Below are 24293 nucleotides of genomic sequence, written 5' to 3'. Positions count from 1 at the left end.
TCCCCCTGTCAGGTGATCAATCCAGCACCAACGGCAGGCGCACCGTAGCAGCGGCCTGGGCGGCAATGCCTTCCCGGCGACCGGTGAAGCCCAGCCCTTCCGTCGTCGTCGCTTTCACACTGACGCGCGCGGGATCGATGGCCAGGATTTCGGCGATCCGCGCCACCATGGCGGCCCGGTGCGGCCCGACCTTGGGCCGCTCACAGATCAGCGTGACATCAACATGGGCGATCACGCCCGCCTTTTCCGCCACCAGATCGGCGGCATGGCGCAGGAACCGGGCGCTGTCCGCCCCCTTCCAGCGCGGATCGGTGGGCGGGAAATGCTGACCGATATCGCCGGCGCAGATGGCGCCCAGCAGGGCATCGGTCAGGGCATGAAGGCCGACATCAGCATCGGAATGTCCCTCCAGCCCCTGATCATGCGGGATTTTCAGACCGCAGAGCCAGACATGATCCCCATCATGGAACTTGTGCACATCAAAACCGGTACCGGTGCGCACATCGCCCAGGCCCGCCAGATAGAGCCGCTCGGCGCGGGCCAGATCGTCCTTGGTGGTCACTTTCAGATTATCCGGATTGCTGGGGACAAGGGTGACGCTCAGCCCGGCCTGTTCGGCCACGGCGGCATCGTCGGTCAGGTTCATGCCGGCGGCGCGGCGATGGGCGATCAGGATATCGGGGAAGCGGAAGCCCTGCGGCGTCAGCGCCCGCCACAGGGCGGTACGGTCCACCGTGCCGGCGCTGGCGACTTTCCCGTTCCCCACCGCCGCCCCGCGTTTCAGCGTGTCGGCCAGCGGGGTGGCGGCAATCGCCCCCGGTGCCTGTTCCAGGGTGGCGATCACCCCGGCGATGGCGGCCCCATCCACCAGCGGGCGGGCGGCATCATGGATCAGCACCAGATCGGGCGCATGGCCGGCCAGGGCCTCCAGCCCGTTCAGCACACTGTCCTGCCGGGTCGGCCCGCCGGTGATGGGCGGTGGCAGGTCCAGCCCCGCCACCGCCTGTTCATAAAGGTCGCTGAAGGCCGGATCGATGACGACGCGGACGGCGGTAATCTCCGGTCGGCGCAAAAACGCCTCCACCGTGCGGCGCAGCACCGGCTTGCCCGCCAGTGGCAGATATTGCTTGGGCAGATCGGCCCCGAAACGGGTGCCGCGTCCGGCGGCGACGATCAGGGCAACACAACTGGGCATTGGGCGACCATGGCGATGGATGGAGAGCCGGAACCTAGCGCGCTTCGTCGGCTTCGCCAACCCGTGCTGAACAGGCCGGTTTGCGTCACCGCAGCAGCGGACATGCGGCTGCGCAATATTGCAATTTTCAAACGATATGTTAGCGTCTCGCCTAATTTTGATGCATCCGCGAAATATGCCTGTTTTTTAGGCGATTTTGCACCCATATCGGGGCAGTGCATCAAATCGGTGCAAAGGTATCAGCGATATGGCGAAGCGTCTCAACCCCATCCAGATTGGCCCCGTGCGCATTGAGGATCCGGTGATCCTGGCGCCGCTTTCCGGCGTCACCGACATGCCCTATCGCCGGCTGGTGAAACGCACCGGCGCCGGGCTGGTGGTGTCGGAGATGATTGCCAGCCAGGCGATGATCCGTGCCACCCGCGAAAGCCTGCTGAAAACGGAATGGAGCCTGGATGAGGCGCCGATCTCCATGCAGTTGGCCGGGTGTGAACCGGATGTGATGGCCGAAGCTGCCAAGCTGAATGAGGATCGCGGCGCCCATATCATCGATATCAATTTCGGCTGCCCGGTGAAGAAGGTGGTCAATGGCTATGCCGGTTCCGCCCTGATGAAGGATGAGCCGCTGGCCGGCAAGATCATGGAGGCGACCGTGAAGGCCGTCACCGTGCCGGTGACGATGAAGATGCGCAAGGGCTGGGACGCCAATAATCTGAATGCCCCGCGTCTGGCGAAAATCGCCGAAGAATGCGGCATTCAGATGCTGACCGTGCATGGCCGCACCCGTTGCCAGATGTATAACGGCACCGCTGACTGGAAATTCATCCGCGAGGTGAAGGAGGCGGTGAAGATCCCCGTAATCGCCAATGGCGATATCAACAGCTTTGACGATGCCGTGCGCTGCCTGGAGGAATCCGGGGCCGACGGCATCATGATCGGGCGCGGCACCTATGGCCGGCCCTGGTTCATCGCCCAGGTGATGCATTACCTGCGCACGGGCGAGAATCTGCCGGAACCGTCGCTGGCCGAGCAGATGCAGATCGTGCTGGAACATTATGAGGCGATCCTGGCCCATTACGGCATCGATGCCGGCCTGAAGATCGCCCGTAAACATGTCGCCTGGTATTCCAAGGGCCTGCCCGGTTCCGCCGATTACCGCAACGCCATCATGACGACGGAGAGCCCGGACGTGATGAAGCAGCATATTGCCGGTTTCTATAAGGCCAGCATGGACCGGGGCGTCATCGTGCGGGTGGCCGCCTGATGGCGCGCAGCCCGGTCTATCCCCGCCGCAATGGCGGCGATATTGATCCGACGGCCATTCTGGCTGCCCTGCCGGACCCGGTGATGGTGGTGGATGGCGATGGGCTGATCCGCTTCATCAATCTGGAAGCCCAGGAATTCTTTGATGTCAGCGCCACCCGCGTCATGGGTACACCGCTGAGCGAGCTGATCCCGGAGGACAGCCCCGTCTTCAACCTGCTGGATCAGGCCCGCCTGACCCATTCCACGGTCTGCAAATACGGGATCAGTGTGGAGACCCAGCGCATCGGTCCGCACAGCGTGACCATGCAGGCGGCCCCCCTGGGCGATCCGCCCGATCAGGTGGTGCTGACCATCCATGAACGCTCCATTGCCCGGCGGATCGACAGCCAGTTGAACCATCGCGGGGCCGCCCGCTCCGTCGTTGCCATGGCGGCAATGCTGGCGCATGAGGTGAAGAACCCGCTGTCCGGCATCCGGGGGGCAGCCCAGTTGCTGGAAGAAAATGCCAACGAAGATGACCAGATACTGACCCGCCTGATCTGCGACGAGGCTGACCGCATCGTCGCGCTGGTGGACCGGATGGAGGTGTTTACCGATGGGCGCCCGCTGGAGCGCCAGGCGGTGAACATCCATGCCGTGCTGGAACATGTGCGCCGCATCGCCCAGACCGGCTTTGCCCGCCATATCCGCTTTATTGAGAAATATGATCCTTCCCTGCCGCCGGTGCTGGGCAACCGCGACCAGTTGGTCCAGGTCTTCCTTAATCTGGTGAAGAACGCGGCCGAGGCCTGCCCGGAACAGGGAGGGGAGATCATGCTCTCCACCGCCTATCAGCATGGGGTGCGGCTGGCCGTGGCGGGATCGGACAGCCGGATGCATCTGCCCCTGCTGGTCTGCGTGGCCGATAACGGCCCTGGCATCCCTGACGACCTGCGCGTCAACCTGTTCGATCCCTTCGTCACCACCAAGATGAACGGAACCGGCCTGGGTCTTGCATTAGTCGCCAAGATCATTGGTGACCATGGGGGGGTGATCGACTTTGAAAGCGTGCCGAAACGCACGATCTTCAAGGTTTCCCTCCCGGTCACCGGTGCTGGGGTTAACGGAGAGGGTGCCTAAAAAATGGGCGCAACCATTCTCGTTGCGGATGATGACCGGGCGATCCGGACCGTGCTGACACAGGCGCTGACCCGCCTGGGGCACGAAGTGAGAACGACAGGCAATGCCGCCACCTTGTGGCGGTGGGTGCAGGAAGGGGAAGGTGACCTGGTCATCACTGATGTGGTGATGCCAGATGAGAATGGGCTTGATCTGGTCCCGCGCATCAAGAAGCTGCGGCCGGAATTGCGCATCATTGTGATGAGCGCGCAGAACACGCTGTTGACCGCGGTCAAGGCGGCGGAGCGTGGTGCCTTTGAATATCTACCCAAGCCCTTCGATCTGAAGGACTTGATGGCGATTGTGCAGAAGGCGCTGTCGGCCCCGTTACCGGCCAGCCAGCCAACGCCCGCACCGCAGCCGGAAGAGGAGGAGGAGAACCTTCCCCTGATTGGCCGGTCGCCGGCCATGCAGGAAATCTATCGTGTCCTGGCCCGGTTGATGGGCACGGACCTGACAGTGATGATCACGGGGGAATCCGGTACCGGCAAGGAACTGGTGGCGCGTGCGCTGCACGATTACGGCAAACGGCGTGGCGGCCCTTTCGTCGCCATCAATATGGCGGCGATCCCGCGCGAGTTGATTGAATCCGAACTGTTCGGGCATGAGAAGGGGGCGTTTACCGGCGCCACCATGCGGTCCACTGGCCGGTTCGAACAGGCCCAGGGCGGCACCCTGTTCCTGGATGAAATCGGCGATATGCCGCTGGAGGCGCAGACCCGGCTGCTACGCGTGCTGCAGGAAGGTGAATATACCACCGTCGGCGGGCGCACCCCGATCAAGACCGATGTACGCATCGTGGCGGCCACCCACCGCGACCTGCGCACCCTGATCCGCCAGGGCCTGTTCCGGGAGGATTTGTTCTATCGCCTGAATGTCGTGCCAATCCGCCTGCCGCCTCTGCGCGAACGCACAGAGGATGTGCCGGCCCTGGTGCGGCATTTCCTGAACCAGGCCGCACAGCAGGGCTTGCCGCATAAAAGCGTCGATAACGCCGCCATGGACCGGCTGAAACGCTATCGCTGGCCGGGCAATGTGCGTGAGCTGGAAAATATGGTGCAGCGGCTGGCGGCACTCTATTCCCAGGAAATCATCAGCCTGGATGTCATCGATACCGAACTGGCGGAGACCAACCCGGCCGCCGCCCCCACGCAGGAGCCGGTGAATGAGGGCTTGAGTGCCGCTGTTGAGCGGCATTTGCGGGAATATTTCGCCGCCCATAAGGACGGTATCCCGGCGGCAGGCCTCTATGACCGCATCCTGCGGGAGGTGGAGCGGCCGTTGCTGTCCCTGTCGCTGACCGCGACCAGGGGCAATCAGATCAAGGCCGCCCATATGTTGGGGCTGAACCGCAATACCTTGCGCAAGAAGATCCGTGACCTGGATATCCAGGTGGTGCGCGGGTTGAAGTAAAAGCCGGACTGCCGGCGTACAGGGAACGTCCTGTGCGCCGGCAGTTTGGAGGGGGATCAGGGCTTGCCGATCAATGCAATCGACAGCCGCCTGATTGCCGACAATTCATCAGGGGTGACCCGGCCTTTGAACGCAGCTTGCCGCGCCTGCCAATCAACGCTTTTCACCTGATCAGACAAGACCGCACTATCGCCCGCAACGCCGACCCTGACTTCAAACGGGTATCCCTTGATCTGGGTTGTCATCGGGCAACATAGCATCAGACCGGTGCGGCGGTTATAGGCCAGCGGGCTCAGGACAACAGCCGGGCGATGGCCGGCCTGTTCATGCCCGGCCTGCGGGGTGAATTGCAGCCAGACAACGTCACCCGCCTCCGGCACATAGGTCATTCAGAGACTCTCCCGCCCCATGGTCGGCCCCAAGGACAGTTCCCCATGCAGATTGTCAGGGGTGATGGCGTCAATCAGGGTGGTGAGGTCGGGCTCCGTACTTTGTACCGGTTCGATGACGATCCGCCCAGCTTCCTCCCGCACCTCAACAATGGCGTTCATCGGCAGCTTCGCCGCCTGCATTACGGCGGCCGGAATATGGATGGCGGCGCTGTCGCCCGACTTTTTCATCGTCACCCGCATCACCATTCTCCAGGCTCCCCTTGAACACAGGCCTAACATTAGCACGAAGGCAAGGCCGTGCCATTGTCGTTCAGACCCGTCCTGTCCAACCACACCTTGTTGCAGCTTTATCACGTTGCGGGCTGGCGCATAGTGTAGCTTTCTGGTAACAGTTCTGCTTCGCGCAGGTTCCGTCCAGCCAAGGCAGACGCTTTGCTCCCTACCGGATTGTTTGACGCCATTACCCTTCCTTCGGTGCCCCATGACTGATGTGGCACCCGACCTGACGCCCCCGTCGCAAGGGCTGTGGCGGCGCATTTTCGGCTGGTCACGCGGGCGGCACCTGTCGGCCATTGCGGCCGTGGCGCTGACCATTGCCGCGATTGCCGCCGGTGCCGCCACCTATGCGGCGCTGACCGAGACCTTGCCTGTCGGCAATGATCAGAACACCGTCACCCTGCTGTTGACCCTGGATGGCGTGCTGCTGCTGCTGCTGGGGGCGGTGGTGGCAAGGCGCATCGTGGCGCTGTGGGTGGAACGACGGCGCGGCATGGCGGGGTCGCGCCTGCATATGCGGCTGGTGGCCGTTTTCTCCATCCTGGCGGTGCTGCCGGCCATCATCATGGCCATCTTCTCCGCCCTGTTCTTCTATGTCGGCCTGCAAAGCTGGTTCAGCGACCGGGTGCGGCTGGTGGTGAATGAATCCCTGGCCGTGGCCGAGGGATATCTGAAGGAACACCAGCAGACCCTGTCGCGCGATGCGGAGGTGATGCGCAACGACATTGCCCGCCTGCCGCCCTCGATCTATTGGGATCCGCCCCGCTTCCGCCAGTTCTTCCAGATGCAGGCGCTGCAGCGCTCCGTGACGGAAGCGGTGATCTTTGACGGCACCGGCCGGGTGGACGCCGTGTTCGGCCTGGGGTTCGCCTTCGATTTCACCACGGTGAACACCAACGATCTGGAGCGCGCCCGCAAGGGCGAGGTGGTGCTGATTGTCAGCGAAAGCGGCAACCGGGTGAATGCCATCATCCTGCTGGATGCCGATTTCGACCGGTTCCTGTTCGTGGGCCGCCCGGTGGAAAGCCGGGTGCTGGAACATATGGACACGACGCAGAGCGCCGTTCAGGAATATCGCCAGATGGAGGGCCAGCGCTTTGCGCTGCAGGCCCGGATGACGGTGATCTTTGTCGGCATTGCCGTGCTGCTGCTGCTCTCCGCCATCTGGATGGGGTTGAACTTTGCGACTTATCTGGTGGCCCCCATCGGTGCCCTGATCGCCGCCGCCGACCGTATCCGTGCCGGCGATCTGACGGCGCGCGTGCCCGATACCGGGCTGGAGCCAGAGGATGAACTGGCCACCCTCTCCCGCGCCTTCAACCGCATGACCAGCCAGTTGGAAAGCCAGCGCGGCGAGTTGGTGGAGGCAAACAAGCAACTGGACCTGCGCCGCCGCTTCACCGAGGCCGTGCTGGCTGGTGTCTCGGCGGGTGTGCTGGGGCTGGACCATCAGGGCCGCATCAACCTGCCCAACCTGTCGGCGGCGCAATTGCTGGGTGTCGGTGATCCGGCCAGCCTGATCGACCATGACCTGCTGGAAGTGGTGCCGGAAATGGCGGAGCTGATGGCCAGCATCCGCCGCCGCGCCGGCCGGCAGGTGGAAGGGCAGGTACAGATCCGCCGCAATGGCCAGATGCGCACCCTGCTGGTGCGGCTGGCAGCGGAGATCGTGGCCGGGGAGGTGAAGGGCTATGTCGTCACCTTTGACGATGTGTCCGAACTGTTGTCGGCCCAGCGCAAGGCGGCCTGGGCCGATGTGGCCCGCCGCATTGCGCATGAGATCAAGAACCCGCTGACGCCCATTCAGCTTTCGGCAGAGCGGCTGCGCCGGAAATATCTGAAGGAAATCACCAGCGATCCCGATACGTTCCGCACCATGACGGACACCATCGTCCGCCATGTCGATGATATTGGCCGCATGGTGGATGAATTCTCTGCCTTCGCCCGGATGCCGCAGCCGGTGATGAAGCCGACCGCGATGCAGGATCTTTGTCGGCAAGCGGTGGTGCTGCAGGGCTCCGCCTATCCGGCGATCCGCTTCCAGGCGGCCTTGCCGGAGGCGCCGCTGCTGCTGACCTGTGACAGCCGGCAGATTGGTCAGGCCCTGACCAATCTGTTGAAGAATGCCGGTGAATCTATCGAAGGCCGGATCGAGGAAACACCCGCCGGCACCGATGCACTACCGGGTGAAATCACCCTGCGCCTGACGGTAGAGGATGAACGGGTGTTGCTGGCGGTGGAAGATAATGGCAAGGGCCTGCCGGTCACGGAGGAACGTGACCGGCTGACCGAGCCCTATGTGACCACGCGGGCCAAGGGCACCGGCCTTGGCTTGGCGATTGTGAAGAAGATCATGGAAGATCACGGCGGTGCGCTGCTGCTGGAGGATCGGCCGGGCGGTGGCGCTCGGGTGACCCTGGTGGTGCCACGTACCATCGAAGCGACGGGCGCGCCCGTTCTCGATGCTGCCGCCGACCGTGACGCGATGACCGCCGCCGGGCGGAGGGGTTGAGGAAAAATGCACGACATTCTCATCGTCGATGACGAAGCCGATATTCGTATGCTGATTGCCGGCATCCTGGAGGATGAAGGCATGGGCACCCGCGAAGCGGCGGATGCCGATCAGGCCCTGGCCGCCGTGGCACAGCGCCGCCCCAGTCTGGTGATCCTGGATATCTGGCTGCAGGGCAGCCGGCTGGATGGGCTGCAGATCTTGGCGGAACTGAAACGTGACCATCCGGATGTGCCGGTGGTGATGATTTCCGGCCATGGCAATATCGAAACGGCGGTCTCGGCCATCAAATCCGGCGCCTATGATTTCATCGAAAAGCCGTTCAAGGCCGACCGGCTGTTGCTGCTGGTGGAACGTGCCATCGAGGCGGCCCGGCTGAAGCGGGAAAATCGGGAATTGCGCCTGCGCACGGGCGTGGAACTGGACCTGATCGGCCGGTCGCTGCCGATCAACCAGATGCGCCATTCCATTGAAAAGGTGGCCCCCACCGGCAGCCGGGTGCTGGTTTCCGGCCCGCCCGGCAGCGGCAAGGAAGTGGCAGCAAGGATGCTGCACGCCCGGTCGCGCAGGGCCGACGGGCCGTTCGTGGCGCTGAACTGCGCCACCATGCGGCCTGACCGGCTGGAGGTGGAGCTGTTCGGCACCGAACATGCCAGCGAGGGTGGCGGCCGCAAGGTGGGCACCTTCGAACAGGCCCACGGCGGCACGCTCTATCTGGATGAAGTGGCCGACATGCCGCTGGAAACCCAGGGCAAGATCGTGCGGGTGCTGCAGGAACAGACCTTCGAACGGGTGGGCGGCACCTCCCGGGTGGAGGTGGATGTCCGCGTCATCGCCAGCAGCAACCGCGACCTGACGGCGGAAATTGAACAGGGTCGGTTCCGGCAGGATCTGTTCTACCGTCTTTCCGTCGTGCCGCTGAAAATGCCGGCCCTGCGGGAACGGCGGGAGGATATCCCGCTGCTGGCCCGCCATTTCATGCAGCGCACATCGGAATCCGCCGGCCTGCCTATCCGCGTCTTTGGCGAGGATGCCATGGCAGCACTTCAGGCCTATGACTGGCCGGGTAATGTGCGCCAGTTGCGCAATACGGTGGAATGGCTGCTGATCATGGCGTCCGGCGATGCGTCGGAACCGATCCGCGCCGATATGCTGCCGCCGGAAATCGGCGCCATCACGCCGACGGTGCTGAAATGGGAAAAGGGCGGGGAGATTATGGGCCTGCCGCTGCGGGAGGCGCGTGAAGTCTTTGAGCGCGAGTATCTGTTGGCCCAGGTGACACGTTTCGGTGGTAACATCTCCCGCACGGCCAGCTTTGTCGGCATGGAACGGTCGGCCCTGCACCGTAAGCTGAAATCGCTGGGTGTCCATGGTTCCAAACTGATCGTGGAGTGAGCCCATGAAGGTCATCGTCTGCGGCGCCGGTCAGGTTGGCTCCAACATTGCCCGCTATCTGGCATCAGAAGGCAACCATGTCACCGTCATCGACCAGTCGCAGGAACTGATCCAGAAGATCAGCGACCAGTTGGAAGTGCAGGCGATGGTGGGCTTCGCCTCCCACCCCAATGTGCTTGAGGCGGCAGGGGCGGCGGATGCCGACATGATCATCGCCGTCACCCTGGCGGATGAGGTGAATATGGTGGCTTGCCAGGTGGCGGCCAGCCTGTTCAATGTGCCGACCAAGATTGCCCGCGTCCGCCACCAATCCTATCTGCAACCGATCTGGGCCGACTTGTTTTCGCGTGAGCATCTGCCCATCGACGTCATCATCTCGCCGGAGATTGAGGTGGCGCGGGCCGTGTCCCGCCGCCTGCAGGTGCCCGGCGCCTTCGACATGATCCCGCTGGCCGATGGGCTGGTGCGGGTGATTGGGGTTGTCTGTTCGCAGAATTGCCCGATCATCAACACGCCGTTGCGCCAGTTGACCGGTCTGTTCCCCGACCTGTCCATCGAGGTGGTGGCGATTATCCGGGGCGACCGGCAATTCATCCCCGGCGGCAATGACCAGATGCTGACCGGCGACGAGGTCTATTTCGTCGCCGACACCAGGCATGTGTCCCGCGCCATGGCCGCCTTCGGCCATGAGGAGCGGGAGGCGCGACGGGTGGTGATTGTCGGCGGTGGCAATATCGGCCTCTGTCTGGCGGAAGAAATTGAGGAGAAGCATCCCGGTGTTTCCGCCCGCATCATTGAAATCGACCGCCGCCGCGCCACCCAGGTGGCCCAAAAACTGGGCCGCACCATGGTGCTGCATGGCGACGGGCTGGACCCGGCCATTCTGGAAGAGGCCAATATCGCGGCGTCGGAAACCATCGTTGCGGTTTCCAACAGCGATGAAGGCAATATCCTGGCCAGCCTGCTGGCCAAGCGCCATGGCTGCCAGCGCGCGATTACCCTGATCAACAAAACCACCTTCCAGCCACTGGTGCAGCCGCTGGGCATTGACGCGGTGGTCAGCCCGCGCTCCATCACCGTTTCGTCAATTCTTCAGCATGTGCGGCGCGGGCGTATCAAGGCCGTCCACGCCTTGCGCGAGAATTTCGCCGAGGTGATCGAGGCGGAGGCGCTGGAAACCTCCACCCTGATCAATATGCCGCTGAAGGATATCAAGATTCCAGCCGGTATTATTGTCGGCGCCATCGTGCGCGGGCAGGAGGTGATCATTCCGCGCCCCTCCACCGTCATCAAACCGAACGACCGGGTGATTATCCTGGCGGAGGTCGGACAGGTGAAGAAGGTTGAGAAGATGTTCGCCGTAAGGCTTGAGTTCTTTTAATCTTCTGGCAATCCCAAGAAATCACTTTAACGGGAAATCATGCCCCGCTTCGCTTATGTCAATGGCCGCTACCTCCCGCATGATCAGGCTCATGTTCATGTGGAGGATCGCGGCTTTCAGTTCGCCGACGGCGTCTATGAGGTTATCACCATCATCGGCGGCAAATTCGCCGATGAGGAAGGCCATATGCTGCGGCTTGAGCGCTCGCTGCGGGAATTATCCATTCCCTGGCCGGTGAAGCCGGCCAGCCTGTGCTTCATCATGCGGGAGTTGGTGCGGCGCAATAAGCTGCGCAATGCCACACTCTATATTCAGATCACGCGCGGACCGGCCCCGCGCGATTTCAAGTTCCCCAAGGAGCCGGTGCCGACGCTGGTGCTGACCTGCCGTCGCGCCGGTTTCCAGCCGCCGGCGGCGCTGGAACGGGGTGTTGCCGTCATCACCCTGCTGGATATCCGCTGGCAGCGCCGGGATATCAAATCCGTTTCCCTGCTGCCCCAGGCCCTGGGCAAGCAAAAGGCGTTCGAAGCCGGCGCCTATGAGGGCTGGCAGGTGGATGAGCAGGGTTTCGTCACCGAGGGCTGTTCATCCAACGCCTGGATCGTCACGCAAGAAGGCGTGTTGGTGACACGTCCGCCGAGCAACGCCATCTTGAACGGCATTACCCGTTTGTCGATTCTGGAATGTGCCTGTGCCCAGGGGATCGCTTTCGAAGAACGGCCCTTTACCGTGACCGAGGCGCTGGCGGCCAACGAGGCTTTCATGTCCAGCGCCGGCACCTTCGCCTTGCCAGTGGTGCGGATTGACGGTCAGCCGGTTGGCGATGGTACGCCCGGCCCGCTGACCCTGCGCATTCGCCAAGCCTATCTGGATCATGTGGGGGCGGCCGACCCGCTGCGGAAGGGGCAATGATGAGCCATAATGTCACCTCGCCGCCGGCCCCGACCCGGTTGCCGCGCGCCGTTCTGTTCGATTGGGACAATACATTGGTCACCAATTGGCGCTGTATTCATGCCTCCATCAATGCGGCCCTGGCTGATTTTGGCCTGCCGCTCTGGACGCTGGAGGAAAGCTATGAACGGGTGCGGCACAGCCTGCGTGACAGCTTCCCTTTGATCTTCGGGGAAGAATGGACGCGCGCGCGCGACATTTTCTATGCCCATTTCGAACAGCACCATCTGGATTATCTGGATGTGCTGCCGGGTGCGGCGGAATTGCTGGGCCTGCTGCGACAGCGGGGCGTGGTGCTGGGGGTGGTCAGCAACAAGACCGGCCGTTTCCTGCGGCGGGAGGCGGAAATGCTGGGCTGGACCCCGCATTTCACCACCCTGGTGGGGGCCAATGATGCCGCCACCGACAAGCCCGATCCAGCCCCGGTGACCATGGCACTGGCCGGCACCGGGATCGAACCGGGGCCGGATGTCTGGTTTATCGGTGACGCGGATGTGGATATGGAATGCGCCCACCGCACCGGCTGCATCCCCATTCTGGTCGGCCATACGCCGGCGGGGGGGGAGGGGTTGCGGCATTTTCCCCCTGCGTTAAGGCTTGATAGCTGTGCGGCTATTTCATCCTTGGTTATTACATTTGATGATACCATATCTGCCGATGCTGGGATGGACCGGTAAACTGCCGGACACTGGCATCGTGTCGATGTAGTCGGGCCCCCACCAGGGTGCCCCAATAAACTGAGCATAAGCGAGGCTGCTCCAATGTCTGAAAAATCCCAAAACGTTCAGGACGTCTTTCTCAACCATGTCCGCAAAAGCAAGACCCCGGTGACCGTGTTCCTGGTCAACGGTGTGAAGCTGCAGGGCATCATCACCTGGTTCGACAATTTCTCGGTCCTGTTGCGGCGTGACGCGCATTCCCAGCTGGTTTACAAGCACGCCATCTCGACCGTGATGCCGGCGCATCCGATTCAACTGTTCGACCCGCCGGCGAAGGAGAATGACCACGACTGAGTTGGGTAACCTCGAAGCGCGCGGGTCTTCCACCCGCGCCTTCGTTCTGCACCCGGTCCTGCCAGAGGACCGCAATGGTGCCCGTGAACCTGAATCCTGCCTGGAAGAGGCCGTGGGCCTCGCCGCCGCCATTGAGGTGGAGGTTGCTGCGTCGCGCATTGTGCGCACTATGCGCCCGCGACCAGCCACCCTGTTTGGCAGCGGTGCGGTGGAAGAGGTGGGGGCGGCGATTGAGGCGGAGGAGATCGGCCTTGTCATCGTCAACCATGCCCTGACACCCATTCAGCAGCGCAATCTGGAACGGGACTGGAAGGCCAAGGTCATCGACCGTACCGGCCTGATTCTGGAAATTTTCGGCAAACGCGCCCGCACCCGTGAAGGCCAGCTTCAGGTGGAACTGGCAGCGCTGACCTATCAGCGGTCCCGCCTTGTCCGTTCCTGGACCCACTTGGAACGCCAGCGTGGCGGTTTCGGCTTCCTGGGTGGCCCCGGTGAAAGCCAGATCGAAATGGACCGCCGGCTGATCAGCGACCGCATTGTCAAGCTGAAGGCGGAACTGGACGAGGTACGCCGCACCCGTGGCCTGCATCGCAAGGCGCGCGAAAAGGTGCCTTATCCGGTGGTGGCGCTGGTCGGTTATACCAATGCCGGCAAAAGCACCCTGTTCAACCGCATGGCCGGGGCAGATGTATTCGCCAAGGATCTGCTGTTCGCCACGCTGGACCCGACCATGCGGTCGATCACCCTGCCATCGAACCGCAAGATCATCCTGTCCGACACGGTGGGCTTCATCTCCGACCTGCCGCATGGTCTGGTGGAGGCATTCCGCGCCACCCTGGAAGAGGTGATGGCGGCTGACATCATCCTGCATGTCCGCGATGTTTCGCATCCCGATACGGGGGCGCAGAAGGCCGATGTGGAAGCGGTGCTGCGCGATATGGGGATTGAGGCGGAGAGCGACGAGCGGGTGATGGAAGTGCTGAACAAGCTGGACCGGCTGGGGGAGGAGGATCAATCCACCCTGTTGCGGCAGGCCCGGCGTACTGGCGGCATCGCCATTTCAGCCCTGACCGGCGATGGCATCGACACGCTGTTCAACGCCATCGACCGCCGCATGGTCGCCGGTCGGGAGGTGGTGGATTTTGTTCTGCCGCCAGACGATGGTGCCGCCATGGCCTGGCTCTATGAAAAGGGCGAGGTGCTGGAACGTGACGATCAGGAGGAGCATATCCGCCTGCGCGTCGGGCTGGAACCGGCCGATCTGGCCCGGTTTGAGGGGCGCTTCCCCTATAAGGCGCAGCTTGGCCCCGGTCAGGTCTCTGCACGGGATGCCAGACAAGAGGGGCCACGCCCATGGCTTCCCTGACGGCCCATGCCCGCGTCGATATGGATGCCGTGGCCGCCATCCTGCGGGATGTCGCGGCCACGGAAATCATGCCGCGTTTCCGCAACCTGCAATTCAGCGACATCCGGGAAAAGAACCCTGGCGATCTGGTGACGGTGGCGGATGAGGCATCCGAAAGGGTGCTGACGGCACGGTTGCGCGACCTGCTGCCCGGTTCCATTGTGGTAGGGGAGGAGGCGTGCGCCGCCGACCCCGCCCTGGTGCGGCATCTGGCCCATGCCGCAGAGCCGGCCTGGATCATCGATCCGGTGGATGGCACCCATAATTTCGCCCATGGCAAGCCGGTCTTCGGCCTGTTGCTGGCCCTGTCCCAAGGCGGACAGGCGACGGCTGGCTGGATTTACGATCCGGTGGGCGACCGGATGGCGATGGTGGAGGCGGGTGAGGGTGCCTGGATGGCGGGTCAGCGTTTGACGGCCAAGCCGGCAGCACCGATCCCGCAGATGCAGGGCTCGCTTTCCACCAAGTTCTTTCCGCCGGAGGAGCGCCAGCGGCTGGATAAGCTGCGCCCGCATTTCGCCGATACCTATCGGCTGTTCTGTGCGGCGCATGATTATCTGAACCTGCTGACCGGTATCGGCCAGTTCGCCATGTATAACCGCATCATGCCATGGGACCATGCCGCCGGCACCCTGGCCTATGCGGAAGCGGGCGGCCATGTCGCCAAATTCGACGGCACACCCTATCGCGCCGCCGATGTGGATGGCGGGTTGCTGATGGCACCCGATCCTGCCACCTGGGCCGACCTGCGCGATTTCATTTTTCCTGAAACTTAAATTCAGCGCGGGCGATCAGGCCCGCGCTGTTCTTTCATCAGGTTCAAGACTTTGGCGTGCGATGCACACCCATCCCCCCTGGCCCCTGGGTGGTGGGCATGATTTCCAGTCGGTTGACATTGAAGTGGGCCGGCAAGGTTGCCGCCCAATAGACCGATTCAGCGACATCTTCAGCCGTCAGCGGCACCGTGTCGGCATAGACCTTGGCGGCCCGTTCCGTATCACCCTTGAAGCGCACCAGGCTGAAGCTGGTTTCCACCATGCCGGGTTCGATGCAGGTGACGCGCACGCCCGTGCCGATCAGATCGGCCTTCAGGGCCAGACTGAATTGCGTGACGAACGCCTTTGACGCGCAATAGACATGGCCGCCGGGATAAGGGTAGCTGCCAGCGACCGAGCTGATATTGATGACATGGCCGCGCCCGCGTTCCACCATGCCGGGCAGGACCAGCCCGGTGATGATGGCCAGCGCCTTGTCGTTGGTATCGATCATCACTTCCCAATCATCCAGATTGGCCTTATGCGCGGGCTCGGCACCCAGGGCCAGCCCGGCATTATTGATCAGCAGATCGATATCCTTGAATTCGGCGGGCAGGGCGGCCAACGCCGCTTCAACCGTCTTGCGGTCCCGCACATCCAGTTCCAGCACATGCACCGGCACATCCAGCGTATCCAGCAGGGGACGCAGCTTTTCCGGCTTGCGGGCGGTCAGGATCAGTTTGGAGCCGATGGCGGCGAAACGCCGGGCAAAGGCGGCACCAAACTCACCGGTGGCACCGGTAATCAGTACGATATTGGGCCGGTGGGCGGGGGCAGGGTGGCTCATGGCGTTTCCTCGTTCCTTCAAGCGTTCAGGCGTTATCCGGGCGTTCACGGCGCTTGGCCTCCACCCACAGGGCTTCCATCTCTTCCAGATTGGCCCCTTCCGGGCTGCGGCCCTGGGCGGCAAGGCCGGCTTCCACCTGTCGGAAGCGACGGTCAAACTTGGCATTGGTGCCGCGCAGGGCGGTTTCCGGGTCGATATCCAGGCGGCGGGCCAGATTGACCAGGGCGAACAGCAGATCGCCCAACTCATCCTGCATCCGTTCCTTGGTCGGGGTAGCGGCTGTGATCTCCACCCGTAATTCGCCGATTTCCTCCTCGATCTTGTCCAGGATTTCATTGGCGCGGGTCCAGTCGAACCCAACACGGGCGGCACGCTTTTGCAGCTTTATCGCCCGGGTCAGTGCGGGCAGCCCGGCAATCACCCCGTCCAGCGCTGAGGGTGGCTTGCCGCTGGCGGCGGCCTTCTCGGCGCGTTCCCGCGCCTTCAGTTCCTCCCAATGGCGGACCTGATCATCCGCCGTCGTCACACTCACCTCACCGAAAACATGGGGGTGGCGGCGGATCATCTTGTCGGCGATATGGCCGGCAATGGCGTCAAAATCGAACAGGCCGCGTTCCTTGCCCATCTGGGCATAAAAAACGCTCTGAAACAGCAGGTCGCCCAGTTCGTCCTTCACCGCCATCATGTCGCCGGACTGGATGGCGTCTGCCACCTCATAGGCTTCTTCAATCGTGTGAGGGGCGATGGTGGCGAAATCCTGCTCCAAATCCCAAGGGCACCCACCATCGGGATCACGCAATTTCGCCATGATATCCAGCAGGCGGGAAAGATTATCGGACATGGATCAGGTTCCGGTCGTTGACGGCGGTTTGGACCTTAGCCCGTTGCTGGCGGTCATTCCAGCAGCAGGAAATAGGAAAAAATACTTAATGTGAGAAAATATCCTTAATACGCGATAAGGAAGATTATGGAAACTATGTGCAATATCCCGGCGCAAGGCCCGGTCAACGCAGATGAATTTCACGCTTCTGGTCGGACGCTTGCTGACCCATCTCAATGAGTTCCATCACCTGAATGGCTTCTTCAGGCGTGACCGGGTTATGGGTTCCACTCAGGATGGCGTCCCGTAGCTCCGCGAAATAGCGCAGATAATCCCCGGCCACGGCATCGCTGATCACCCGCGTCGACAAGCTGCCATCCTCGGCAACGCTGGTCATGGATGGCGGCTGACAGGCCGCGCCCCAGCCATCACCGCCCGGCTGCTGGCCGGCTTTCAGCGCATCTTCCTGACTGTCCAGCCCATGGCTGATGAAGCTGGCCTTGTCGCCATGGACGGCAAAGCGCAGGCCGCTGGCCGGTGTCAGCATGGAACCATGCAGGATGACCCGCAGACCAGCGGCATAGCGCAGCAGCGCATGGAAATAATCCGGTGCCCCGTCGCCGGCCCGCTGGGTGCCGATATCGGCGTAAATGGATTGCGGCCGCCCGAACAGGCAGAGCGCCTGATCAATGACATGCGGCCCCAGATCGTACCAGAGGCCGGCACCGGACCCCGGCTTTTCCCGCCAGCGATCGCGCACCGTCGGGCGGAACCGATCGAAATGGCTTTCAAACTGGGTGACGCGCCCCAGTTCCCCGGCATTGATCAACCGTTTCAGGGTGAGGAAGTCACCATCCCAGCGACGATTATGGAAAATAGATAAAATCCGGCCACAGTGCTTTGCCTGCGCGGCCAGCCGTTTGGCATCGGCCAGATCCACGGTGAACGGCTTATCCACCACCACATGCTTGCCGGCAGCCAGCGCCCGGCCGGCAAGATCGGCATGGGTATCGTTGGGTGTAGCAATGACGATCAGGTCAATGTCGGCGGCGACAAAGGCCCCCTCCGGGGTCGGCAACACCGTCACATCCGGCCAATGCCCCCTCACCTTCTCCGCATTGCTGGAGACAATGGACGCCAGTTTAAGGCCGGGCGTCGCCGCGATCAAAGGAGCATGAAAGGTCTGTCCCGCATAGCCGTAGCCGATAAGAGCGACGTTTAACATTGCAGGATATCCCTTTGTTTTAACGCTCAGATAACCTCAACCACCATGCCATCATAGGCGGGTTCCACACCATCCGGCAACAGGCCGCACAGCGTGTCGTAATCCATCATATGGTTCATATGGGTCAGGATGGCGCGTTTGGGCCGCAACCGCTCGATCCAGCCGCGCGTAATGTCCCAATGGGCGTGAACCGGGTGTGGCGGCTCCAGCCGCACACAATCGACGATCCAGGTATCCACCCCTTCCAGAATTTCGAACGCCTCCTCGCTCAAGCGCACCACATCGGTGGAATAGGCGATGCGACCGAAGCGAAAACCAAGGCTATTGGAATGGCCATGGTCCTGCACAAAGGGAATTATATCAATAGAACCAATGCGAAAGGGTTCATTGATGATGTGTGGTGTGAGCACCGGCCGGGCGTAGATATTGCCACCCGGTGGCAATGGCTTGAAACAGTAATCGAACCGCTGGCTCAAGATGGCCAGCGTGTCGGCATCGGCATGAACATCCAGGGCTTTGCCGGTCAGCCAGTTGATGGCGCGCAGATCGTCAATGCCATGGGCATGGTCGGCATGGGCATGGGTATAAAGCACGCCATCCAGATGCTGCACCCCGGCATCCACCAACTGTTCCCGCAAATCCGGTCCGGTATCGACCAGAATGGCGGTGGACGCATTCTCCACCAGGATGGAGGGGCGGCGGCGGCGGTTGCGCGGGTTGGCCGGATCGGCCTTGCCCCAGACATTGCCGATCAACGGCACCCCAGAGGAGCCACCGCAGCCCAGAATGGTGACACGCATGGCCGCCCCTTTTTCCCCCGCCGTCACGCCGCCAGCGACAGGGCGGCGGCGGGCACCTTGGTGAACAGGCGCTGGAAATTCGCCGTCGTCACCCGTGCCAGTTCGGCCTCAGCAACGCCCTTCACCTCTGCGACATGGCGGGCGGTATGGGCAACGAAGGCCGGCTCGTTCCGCTTGCCACGCATCGGCACCGGGGCCAGATAGGGCGCATCGGTTTCCACCAGAATGCGATCCAGCGGCACATCGGCGGCAATGGCGCGCAAATCTTCCGACTTTTTGAAGGTCACGATGCCAGACAGGGAGATATAGAAGCCCAATTCCAGAGCTTCTTCAGCTAGTTGCCGGCCGGAGCTGAAGCAATGCAGCAACCCGCGCAGCCGCCCCTGCCCCTCTTCCCGCAGGATGCGGATCGTGTCCTCATCGGCATCGCGGGTATGGACGATGATCGGCAGGTCGGTTTCCAGGCACACCCGGATATGGCGGCGGAACGCTTCCTGCTGAATGTCGCGCGGGCTCTTGTCGTAGAAATAATCCAGGCCGGTTTCACCGATGCCGACAACCTTGGGATTTGCCCTGGCCAGTTCGATTAGTTTTTCAACATCGCAAAGGGCAAATTCCTCCGCCGCCTGATGCGGATGGATGCCCAAGGTGCAATAAACATCGGGATAGGATTGAGCAATATCAAGCACTTGCCCGAATTTGCTCACATGGGTGCAGATGGAAAGCATCAAGCCCACGCCCGCATCGCGGGCGCGCTGCACCACGGCATCGCGCTCCGGCGCGAAATCCGGGAAATCCAGATGGCAATGGCTGTCGACCAGCATCACTTGGTCTCCTCCGCCTCCGGCGCCACATAGCGCGGGAAGGCCGGCTGCGGGGCGGGCAGCGGCGTACCGGGCACCAGCTTGGCGGTCAGCAGATCGCCGAAGCCACGCTGATCGGCCGGGATCACCAATTGGTCCAGGATACGGGCGCTGCTGTCGGGCATGAAGGGCTGGGTCATGATCGCCAACTGGCGGATCACATCCGCCAGATTATAGAGCACGGTGCCCAGGCGGACCTGATCGGTCTTGCGCAGCGTCCAGGGGGCCATTTCATCGACATAACGGTTGGCATCGCCGACCACGCGCCAGATGGCATCCAGCGCCTTGTTGAAGGCCTGGTTGTTCAGTTCCGCCCGCACGCTATCCAGCATACCGGCGGCGGCACCCAGCAGGGTATTGTCGGCATCCGTCAGCGCGTCTGGCTGCGGCACCTTGCCTTCATGATATTTCTGGATCATGGAGAGCACGCGCTGGCAGAGATTGCCGTAATCATTGGCCAACTCGCCATTGATCCGCTGCATCATGGCGCGCTTGGAGAAATCACCATCATTGCCGAAGGGGATTTCGCGCAGCAGGAAATAGCGGGTCTGGTCCAGGCCATAGGTATCCAGCAGTTCCTGCGGCTTCACCACATTGCCCAGCGACTTGGACATTTTCTCGCCTTCCACGGTCCACCAGCCATGGGCGAACACGCGGCGCGGCAGCGGCAGGCCGGCCGCCATCAGGAAGGCCGGCCAATAGACGGTGTGGAAACGCAGAATATCCTTACCCACCATATGCAGGTCGGCCGGCCAATATCGGGCGAAATCCGTGCCCTCGCCCGTTTCCGGATAGCCGATGGCGGTGATGTAATTCACCAGCGCATCCAGCCAGACATACATCACATGCTTTTCATCGCCCGGCACCTTCACCCCCCAGTCGAAGGTGGTGCGGCTGACCGAGAGGTCACGCAGGCCGGTCTTGACGAAGCTGATCACTTCCGATCGCTTGCCGGACGGCATGATGAAATCCGGCTGTTCCTCATAGAGTTTCAGCAGCTTTTCACCATAAGACGCCAGCTTGAAGAAATAGCTCGGCTCCTCCACCCATTCCACCGGGGCGCCGGTGGGGGCGAAGCGCTGGCCATTGCGCTCCGTCAGCTCATCCTCACCGTAATAGGCCTCGTCACGGACAGAGTACCAGCCCTTGTAGCTGCCCAGATAGATGTCGCCATTATCCAGCAGCTTCTGCCAGACGGCCTGCACGGCCTTGATGTGGCGCGGTTCGGTGGTGCGGATGAAATCGGTGTTGCTGATATTCAGCAGGGCCGCCAGATCGCGGAAATTCTGGGAATTCTTGTCGGCCAGCGCCTGCGGCGTGGTGCCGAAATTCTCCGCCGATTTCTGCACCTTCTGCCCATGTTCGTCAGTGCCGGTGAGGAATTTCACGTCGAAACCGTCCAGCCGCTTGAAGCGGGCCAGCACGTCGCAGGCGATCGTCGTGTAAGCGTGGCCGACATGCGGGGCGTCGTTCACGTAATAGATCGGCGTCGTGATGTAGTAAGGCGCGCGCCCGGACATGGTGCTTCTCCGCAAAAAACGGCAAATCGGAAACGTTTTTTCAGGCAGACGCCGCTTCGATCTGCATCAAAACACCCATCAGGGTCTGACGCCGATCCAGGCTGGCATGATCCGCCTTGCTGAACAGATGGTTGGTGTTCTCCCACACCTCCACCCAGCGATCAAGGCGCCCGGCCCGAAGGCTCCCCTGCATCAGGCGGTGGACAAGGGCGGCTTCCCCCGGCACCACCTCCGGCGGGATGGTGCCGCGCGCGGCGGCCCGCGCGATACGGCCCAGCCACCAGCCGATCAGTTCGGAAATGGCGGCCCAGCTTGCCTCATCATTGCCGCGCAGCACGGCATCAATGAAGGCATAGGCGCCCAGAATATCCAGCCGGGGCAGCGTGTCGAACACGCCCAGCATGGCCTTGTAGAGATCCATGCCGCCGGCATGATGCAGCTCCAGCGCCTTGCCCACCGAGCCTTCGCCCAAGCGGGCAAGGGCCGTGCGGTCACCATCGGCCATGTCAGGCTGATAGCGGAACAGCAGGCTTTTCACCTGCGCCTCGCTCAGCGGGTCCAGCATCAGCTTGCGGGTGCGCGACCGGATGGTAGGCAGCATGGCGCCGACATTATCCGCCACCAGCAGGATCAAAGTCTTGGGCGGCGGTTCTTCCAGGATTTTCAGGATGGCGTTCTGGCCGCTGGTGTTTAACTGGTCAGCGCCATCCACGATCACCACGCGCCAGCCCCCCTCGGCGGAGGTCAGGTGCAGGAAGGGGGCGATCTTGCGCACCTCATCCACCGGCAGGTCGCGCTTGTAGCGTTTGCGCTTTTCGTCCCAAGTCCGCTGGATGGTCAGCAGATCGGCATGGCCGGCGGCGGCGATGCGGCGGCAGGCCGGGTGCTCCGGATCGACATTCAGGCTGGTCGGTGTCGGCGGCGGGCCGAACAGGCCGCCATCCGCCTCCCCCGGCAAACCCTTGACCAGGACAAAGCGGGCCATGCGATAGGCCAGCGTCGCCTTGCCGACACCCGGCGGCCCACCGATCAGCCAGGCATGATGCATCCGGCCGGAATTCCAGCTTTCCAGCAACAGGGCCTGGGCGGTCGCATGACCCTCCAGATGGGTGTTGCGACGCGGATGATAGGTCTCCGCGTCGAACGGGGTTTCCGCGCTCACCGCAGGCCCCCCAGCCGGTCCCGCACGGTCTGGCGGATGGCGGCCTGGATAGCATCAATGCCTTGGGCAGCGTCGATGATGGCGCAACGTTCCGGCTCGGCCGCTGCGATGGCGAGATATCCCGCGCGCAGACGGTGATGGAAATCCAGCTTCATCTGCTCGTACCGGTCCTCCCCGCCATTGCGGGCGGCGGCACGGGCAAGACCGATGGCGGGATCAATATCCAGAATCAGGGTCAGGTCGGGTTGGGTTGAACCAACCGCAATCGCCCGCAACTGTGCCAGCAACGCCTTGTCCAGCCCGTGCCCATCGCCCTGATAGGCACTGGTGCTGTCGGCGAAGCGGTCGCACAGCACCCATTGCCCCTGCGCCAACGCCGGCAGGATGGTCCGCTGCACATGGTCATAGCGGGCGGCAGACAGCAGCAAAGCTTCGCTGACCGGCAACCAGCGACCGACATCGCCATTGACCAGCAGGTTGCGAATGGCCTCCGCCCCCGGTGAACCACCCGGTTCCCGCGTTATCACCACCTGCCGGCCATCGGCGCGCAACGCCTCGGCCAGCAGGCGGATCTGGGTGGATTTGCCTGCCCCTTCGCCGCCTTCCAGGGTGATGAAGCGGCCGCGTTCAGCCATGTTACGGGGCCTTTGCCGGTTCCGCCGCCGGCGCGGCGGCAGGCTTGGACGGCCCGAACAGCATATGCGAGGCGGCAGCGGCCACGCGGCCGAACAGGCCCAGCCGTTCCACATCAGCCGCCGCCACCAGCGGCACCTCCAGCGTCGGGAAATCCGGTGCCATCACCTTCAGGGTGGCCAGCTTGGTGCCCTTGGCCACCGGTGCCGCCACGGGCGCATTGGCCACCAGCGTCACTTTCATCAGGCGGCGCTGTTCATGGGTCAGGGTGATTTTCATCTGGTTCTGCACGGTCAGCGGCACGGTTTCCGCCTGACCCAGCCAGACGGGCAGGTTGTCCACCACCTCCCCCGCCTTGAACAGGGTGTAATTATCAAATTCGCGCCAGCCCCACTCCAGCAGACGGGCGCTTTCATCGGCACGGGCCTGCATATTGGGCAGGCCATTCACCACCAGGACAAGCCGGCGCTCATTACGCTTGCCGGTGGCGATCAGGCCATAGCCGGCAATATCGGTATGGCCGGTCTTCATGCCGTCCACCCCCATATTGCGATAGAGCAGCGGATTGCGGTTGCCCTGCTTGATGTTGTGATAGGTGAATTCCTGCTCCGAATAATAATGGAAATATTCGGGGAAATCCCGGATCAACCGGACGGCCAGGGTGGAAAGGTCACGCGCGGTGGAATGATGGTCCGGGTCCGGCCAACCCGATGCGTTCATCAGGTTGGTATTGTTCATCCCCAGTTCCTTCATCCGCTTATTCATGGCGGTGGCAAAGGCCTGCTCCGTCCCGGACAGACCCTCGGCCAGCACCACGCAGGCATCATTGCCGGACTGGATGATCATGCCGCGGATCAGGTCTTCGACCTTGATATTATTGCCCAGCTCCACAAACATCTTGGAGCCTTGGACTTTCCAGGCCCGTTCCGACACCGGCAGCGTATCGTCCAGCTTCAGCCGGCCTTCCTTCAGCCGTTCGAATACCATGTAGGCCGTGGCGACCTTGGACATGGAGGAGGTCGGCATCTGCTCGTCGGCATTTTTCTCAAACAGGACCGTGCCTGTATCCGCGTCCAGCAGAATCGCTTCCCGGGCGATTGTGTCCAGGCTGGCCGCCATTGCCGGCGTGGCTGCGGCGGTGAACAGGAAGGCCACCGCCACTCGGCGGACAGCGCCCTTCATCCGACGTGCGAACCGAAATTCCATGGTATTCCGCTAACCCTTTGTCTGCGTAAAGCGACACCGGGGGTGCTTCATGCGCCCGGTACCGGCATAATGACGGCACAACCCGGTGAATGCCACCCCTAGAAC

General features: G+C 62.5%; 23 protein-coding genes. 11 read left to right on the top strand and 12 right to left on the bottom strand.

The genetic code is table 11. The features are described from left to right. Window positions 1–16 precede the first annotated feature (16 nt). Complete coding sequence (locus tag GE253_RS08385) at window positions 17–1195, bottom strand: bifunctional 2-C-methyl-D-erythritol 4-phosphate cytidylyltransferase/2-C-methyl-D-erythritol 2,4-cyclodiphosphate synthase (RefSeq protein WP_153203671.1); 1179 nt, start codon at window positions 1193–1195, stop codon at window positions 17–19. A gap of 247 nt (window positions 1196–1442) precedes the next feature. On the opposite strand from GE253_RS08385, the gene dusB reads away from it, so the two are divergent. From dusB to ntrC, 3 genes are read left to right on the top strand one after another with little or no spacing between them, the layout of a single operon-like run. Then, window positions 1443–2459: a tRNA dihydrouridine synthase DusB gene (dusB, locus tag GE253_RS08380; protein WP_153203670.1), complete on the top strand. Its 1017-nt coding sequence runs from the start codon at window positions 1443–1445 to the stop codon at window positions 2457–2459. Then, a complete protein-coding gene (locus GE253_RS08375) occupies window positions 2459–3580 on the top strand; it encodes an ATP-binding protein (protein WP_153203669.1) in 1122 nt (373 codons plus the stop codon). Before dusB ends, GE253_RS08375 begins: the two co-directional genes overlap by 1 nt. 3 nt (window positions 3581–3583) lie before the next feature. Further along, window positions 3584–5032, top strand: coding sequence for a nitrogen regulation protein NR(I) (gene ntrC, locus GE253_RS08370; protein ID WP_153203668.1), 1449 nt, complete (start codon window positions 3584–3586; stop codon window positions 5030–5032). Window positions 5033–5088: 56 nt separating this feature from the next. On the opposite strand, the gene mazF is transcribed toward ntrC, so the two are convergent. Both mazF and GE253_RS08360 read right to left on the bottom strand, forming a co-directional pair. After that, the gene (gene mazF, locus GE253_RS08365; RefSeq protein ID WP_153203667.1) at window positions 5089–5421 is read right to left on the bottom strand and encodes an endoribonuclease MazF; all 333 of its coding nucleotides are present in this window, start codon (window positions 5419–5421) and stop codon (window positions 5089–5091) included. Beyond that, entirely contained in the window at window positions 5422–5670 is a 249-nt protein-coding gene (locus GE253_RS08360) for a PbsX family transcriptional regulator (protein WP_247878556.1), read from the bottom strand. A 235-nt stretch (window positions 5671–5905) separates the two neighbouring features. On the opposite strand from GE253_RS08360, the gene GE253_RS08355 reads away from it, so the two are divergent. The 8 genes from GE253_RS08355 to GE253_RS08320 all read left to right on the top strand — a co-directional run bounded on the left by GE253_RS08355 (window position 5906) and on the right by GE253_RS08320 (window position 15133). Then, window positions 5906–8212 carry a PAS domain-containing sensor histidine kinase gene (locus GE253_RS08355; RefSeq protein ID WP_153203665.1) on the top strand — a complete coding sequence of 769 codons (2307 nt, stop codon included), beginning with the start codon at window positions 5906–5908 and terminating at the stop codon, window positions 8210–8212. A gap of 6 nt (window positions 8213–8218) precedes the next feature. Further along, a complete protein-coding gene (locus tag GE253_RS08350; protein ID WP_153203664.1) occupies window positions 8219–9607 on the top strand; it encodes a sigma-54 dependent transcriptional regulator in 1389 nt (462 codons plus the stop codon). 4 nt (window positions 9608–9611) lie between these two features. Next, window positions 9612–10988 (top strand): Trk system potassium transporter TrkA, encoded by a 1377-nt coding sequence (gene trkA, locus GE253_RS08345; protein WP_153203663.1) that lies wholly within the window; start codon window positions 9612–9614, stop codon window positions 10986–10988. A 39-nt stretch (window positions 10989–11027) separates the two neighbouring features. Next, window positions 11028–11900 (top strand): D-amino-acid transaminase, encoded by an 873-nt coding sequence (locus GE253_RS08340; protein ID WP_153203662.1) that lies wholly within the window; start codon window positions 11028–11030, stop codon window positions 11898–11900. After that, entirely contained in the window at window positions 11897–12616 is a 720-nt protein-coding gene (locus tag GE253_RS08335; protein WP_247878555.1) for an HAD family hydrolase, read from the top strand. Before GE253_RS08340 ends, GE253_RS08335 begins: the two co-directional genes overlap by 4 nt. Window positions 12617–12700: 84 nt before the next feature. Next, window positions 12701–12952 (top strand): RNA chaperone Hfq, encoded by a 252-nt coding sequence (hfq, locus tag GE253_RS08330; protein WP_029014379.1) that lies wholly within the window; start codon window positions 12701–12703, stop codon window positions 12950–12952. Continuing rightward, window positions 12939–14318, top strand: coding sequence for a GTPase HflX (hflX, locus tag GE253_RS08325; RefSeq protein ID WP_153203661.1), 1380 nt, complete (start codon window positions 12939–12941; stop codon window positions 14316–14318). The genes hfq and hflX overlap by 14 nt, the downstream gene beginning before the upstream one ends. After that, complete coding sequence (locus GE253_RS08320; RefSeq protein ID WP_153203660.1) at window positions 14306–15133, top strand: inositol monophosphatase family protein; 828 nt, start codon at window positions 14306–14308, stop codon at window positions 15131–15133. Before hflX ends, GE253_RS08320 begins: the two co-directional genes overlap by 13 nt. Before the next feature lie 43 nt (window positions 15134–15176). Here the strand turns inward: GE253_RS08320 and GE253_RS08315 are convergent, their stop codons facing one another. The 9 genes from GE253_RS08315 to GE253_RS08275 all read right to left on the bottom strand — a co-directional run bounded on the left by GE253_RS08315 (window position 15177) and on the right by GE253_RS08275 (window position 24164). Beyond that, window positions 15177–15959: an SDR family NAD(P)-dependent oxidoreductase gene (locus GE253_RS08315; RefSeq protein ID WP_153203659.1), complete on the bottom strand. Its 783-nt coding sequence runs from the start codon at window positions 15957–15959 to the stop codon at window positions 15177–15179. A gap of 25 nt (window positions 15960–15984) precedes the next feature. Continuing rightward, window positions 15985–16800 carry a nucleoside triphosphate pyrophosphohydrolase gene (gene mazG / locus GE253_RS08310; RefSeq protein WP_153203658.1) on the bottom strand — a complete coding sequence of 272 codons (816 nt, stop codon included), beginning with the start codon at window positions 16798–16800 and terminating at the stop codon, window positions 15985–15987. 163 nt (window positions 16801–16963) lie between these two features. Beyond that, entirely contained in the window at window positions 16964–18004 is a 1041-nt protein-coding gene (locus GE253_RS08305) for an oxidoreductase (RefSeq protein ID WP_153203657.1), read from the bottom strand. A gap of 26 nt (window positions 18005–18030) precedes the next feature. Then, window positions 18031–18804 (bottom strand): MBL fold metallo-hydrolase, encoded by a 774-nt coding sequence (locus GE253_RS08300; protein WP_153203656.1) that lies wholly within the window; start codon window positions 18802–18804, stop codon window positions 18031–18033. Window positions 18805–18827: 23 nt separating this feature from the next. Further along, on the bottom strand, window positions 18828–19628 hold the full coding sequence (locus tag GE253_RS08295; protein WP_153203655.1) for a TatD family hydrolase: 801 nt from the start codon (window positions 19626–19628) through the stop codon (window positions 18828–18830). Then, complete coding sequence (metG, locus tag GE253_RS08290; protein WP_153203654.1) at window positions 19628–21187, bottom strand: methionine--tRNA ligase; 1560 nt, start codon at window positions 21185–21187, stop codon at window positions 19628–19630. Before metG ends, GE253_RS08295 begins: the two co-directional genes overlap by 1 nt. Before the next feature lie 40 nt (window positions 21188–21227). Next, the gene (locus GE253_RS08285) at window positions 21228–22349 is read right to left on the bottom strand and encodes a DNA polymerase III subunit delta' (protein ID WP_348770797.1); all 1122 of its coding nucleotides are present in this window, start codon (window positions 22347–22349) and stop codon (window positions 21228–21230) included. After that, window positions 22346–22984, bottom strand: coding sequence for a dTMP kinase (gene tmk, locus GE253_RS08280; protein ID WP_153203653.1), 639 nt, complete (start codon window positions 22982–22984; stop codon window positions 22346–22348). Before tmk ends, GE253_RS08285 begins: the two co-directional genes overlap by 4 nt. A 1-nt stretch (window position 22985) precedes the next feature. Next, entirely contained in the window at window positions 22986–24164 is a 1179-nt protein-coding gene (locus GE253_RS08275; protein WP_247878554.1) for a D-alanyl-D-alanine carboxypeptidase family protein, read from the bottom strand. Window positions 24165–24293 lie beyond the last annotated feature (129 nt).

This window comes from Niveispirillum sp. SYP-B3756 (genome assembly GCF_009495745.1).
Lineage (GTDB): Bacteria > Pseudomonadota > Alphaproteobacteria > Azospirillales > Azospirillaceae > Niveispirillum.
The sequence above is the reverse complement of the archived record's forward strand: the minus strand, read 5'-3'. Positions and strand labels throughout refer to the sequence as shown.